This is a genomic window from Thermovirga lienii (genome assembly GCF_036847465.1).
Classification (GTDB): domain Bacteria; phylum Synergistota; class Synergistia; order Synergistales; family Thermovirgaceae; genus Thermovirga; species Thermovirga lienii.
Map to the genome: position 1 here is coordinate 1 of NZ_DAITZW010000074.1, position 2,636 is coordinate 2,636.

The following is a 2,636-nucleotide window of genomic DNA, read 5'->3' on the forward strand; positions in this document are numbered from 1 at the left end:
ATGGAGGCATAGTAGCTATCCAGGGCAACGTCCAGATTGACCTTTTCCCCTGCGCCTCTGCCATCACGCCCCGGCTCCTCGGTAAAGCGCTTGGGCAATGTATCATCTTTCCTTGTGAAGCCAAATCGAGCGTTGATCGCTCTCTCCAGGTTTATTACGGCCTCCGCCCTTTCCAGTAGCTCCTCCTTAGTTACGGTCCTACCTATAACGCAGCTCAACAGTTTCGCCCATGTGGAAGCCTTTATGGCTATGGTGATTGAGGCAAAAAGACAAACTCCCAACATATTGGTCGCCATGGAAAGTTCCTGGAATGGTTTTATCCATTCTTTGTTTCCGTCTTCCGCAAAGTGAATCTCCCCCTCTATGCCTAACTCCGGTTCTCTGTAACCAAAGGCGTCAATGGCTGAAGCATACGGCCGTAAGTGATCTGCTCCTCTGGGGGAAACCGCATGCACAACTGCCTCTCCTTTGCTTGCTCTGACGCCATCAGCCGCCATTTCAAGCCCCTTGACGTGCATGGCAGCTTGCTCTGCCTCTGCTCCCAGCTTCTGAGCAGCCCTCAACACTCCGTCAGCTAACAAATCTCCAAGCCCCTCGCGCCTGGCTATTTGGGGGACCAGATCCAGCATGCCCTTGACGTCTCCAAAGGTTACCTCAACTCCCCAATCTTCCTTCTTGAGTATACCTTTCTCAAACCACTCCATTGCCGTAGCTATCACCTGGCCTGTCGAAATAACGTCCAAACCCAAGTCGTTAGCCCAGTGATTTGCTGCCGCTATGGCTTCAATGTCGGTTATCTCACATTTGCTGCCAAAGGCAGCGACGGCCTCGTACTCTGGACCTCCACCTTCAAGCCCCTCGAAGGGACCTTTCTTAATGCGCGTGTGCCTACCACAAGCTATAGGACATCCATAACATGCATAAGGTTTCACATCCAGTATCTCGTGATAGGCTTTATAACCCAAAAGCTCCCGACTCTCCGGGAATTCATCGCGCTGCCAGTTTCTGGTGGGAAGGATCCCCAAACTCTCGATGGCATCGTAGAAGGAGGGAGTACCAAAAGGATGGAGTTCATTTTTGACGAATGCCTCCGAAAAAAGCTCTTCTCTCGCTGCCTTTGCTGCCTCGCTGAGCCCTTTGGGGTCTGCTATGGGTAGGGCTTTGGTTCCTCTGACAGCGATAGCTTTTAGCTTTTTACTACCTATAACTGCACCAGCTCCTCCTCGGCCAAAAGCTCTATGCTTGTCAGTCATTATTGCAGCAAAACGCACCAAGTTTTCCCCTGATGGCCCAATGGATGCAATTTGCCAACCTTCCCCACCTAAACGTCTTTTCAATGAATCCTCCGTATCCGAAACTCCTTTACCCCAAAGGTCATCGGCGTCAATTATTTTTACTTCTCCGTCATCTACTACCAAAACTTTAGGGGTTTCAGCTGCTCCCATAACGACCAAAAGGTCAAGACCTGCGCGCTTGAGGGCAGGACCAAAGTATCCTCCGGCATTTGCTGCCCCCATGGTGCCTGTTGCAGGAGAGCGGAAAAATGCGACGCACCTTCCACTGCAAGGCGCTACCGTACCAGAAAGAGGGCCTGTGGCAAATATGATTGGGTTTTCTGAACTCAAAGGATCCGGACCATCATAAGCTAGGTCGAAGAACAGCCTTGCTGCCACGCCCTCGCCTCCAACGTAATCCCTGAACCACTCTTCCGGAAGTTTGCGAACTTCGGAAGTCCCCTTGCTCAAATCCACAAAAAGAGCCCTACACCAATTGCCTTTCATGAAAGCTCCCCCTCCTTACCGATACTCCCAAAAATCAAACTATTCAAAATGCTACACAATTGTGCAAACAATAGTATAGCATGGTGAAGCAAAAAAACACAACGATGTTTATAGCGCTTTAAAATCCTTCTCAATTTCAAGATCCAGCTTACCTTGGACCTTAAAGTTAATGAAGTTCAAAATCCGCTAGCTCATAGTGGATGGAGCATTTTAAAGGTTACTTGGTAGGCCAACAGCTCAGGCTTCAGAAAGTTTTCGATTCAAAGGAGGAGACCTTAAATGGGTGCATATTCTTTGATGTACAGGGCTATAGCCAACAAAGAGGTGGATGTAATAGCCGACTATTCAACGGATTCCGGGATATCCAAGCTGAACCTTATCATACTGGAAGATAACAAAGAATTCTTCCCCGATTACAGCGCAGCTTACGCAATAGATATGGACACCTTGAAAAGTACTCCGCAATCCTACCCATACTTGAAAAGCTCAGCGGCAAGATAGACGAATCCACCATATCCTCCCTAAATGGGCGCTACGACAACGGCGAAGAGCCGGAGGACATAGCATAGGAATTCCTCGAAGAAATAGGGCTGATTGATTAGAAGAAACCTCAGCGATTACACAAAAAACGGAGTCGCCGGCGCATCTGGGCCAGCGGTCCCGTCCTTTTCCCCTCACGCAACTACATTAAGACAAGGACTTGCTCCCCAAAAGATCACGGCCACGTAATTAGCAAAAATAAAATTAGGCTTGTAAAACTTTGTTCTTGATACCTAATTTATGTGCCGTTATCATTCTCTTGAAAATGATTTTTCTTATCAGATACTTTGCAATTCAAGGAGGGTGTATATATGA

The 2,636-nt window shown here is 48.3% G+C and carries 2 protein-coding genes; one reads left to right on the forward strand and one right to left on the reverse strand.

What is annotated here, in order from left to right:
- On the reverse strand, window positions 1–1,781 hold a 1,781-nt coding region (locus V7Z69_RS09725; protein WP_334139787.1), incomplete at its 3' end, for an aldehyde ferredoxin oxidoreductase family protein.
- 279 nt (window positions 1,782–2,060) lie between these two features.
- On the opposite strand from V7Z69_RS09725, the gene V7Z69_RS09730 reads away from it, so the two are divergent.
- Window positions 2,061–2,282, forward strand: coding sequence for a glycine betaine ABC transporter substrate-binding protein (locus V7Z69_RS09730; RefSeq protein WP_334139788.1), 222 nt, complete (start codon window positions 2,061–2,063; stop codon window positions 2,280–2,282).
- Window positions 2,283–2,636 lie beyond the last annotated feature (354 nt).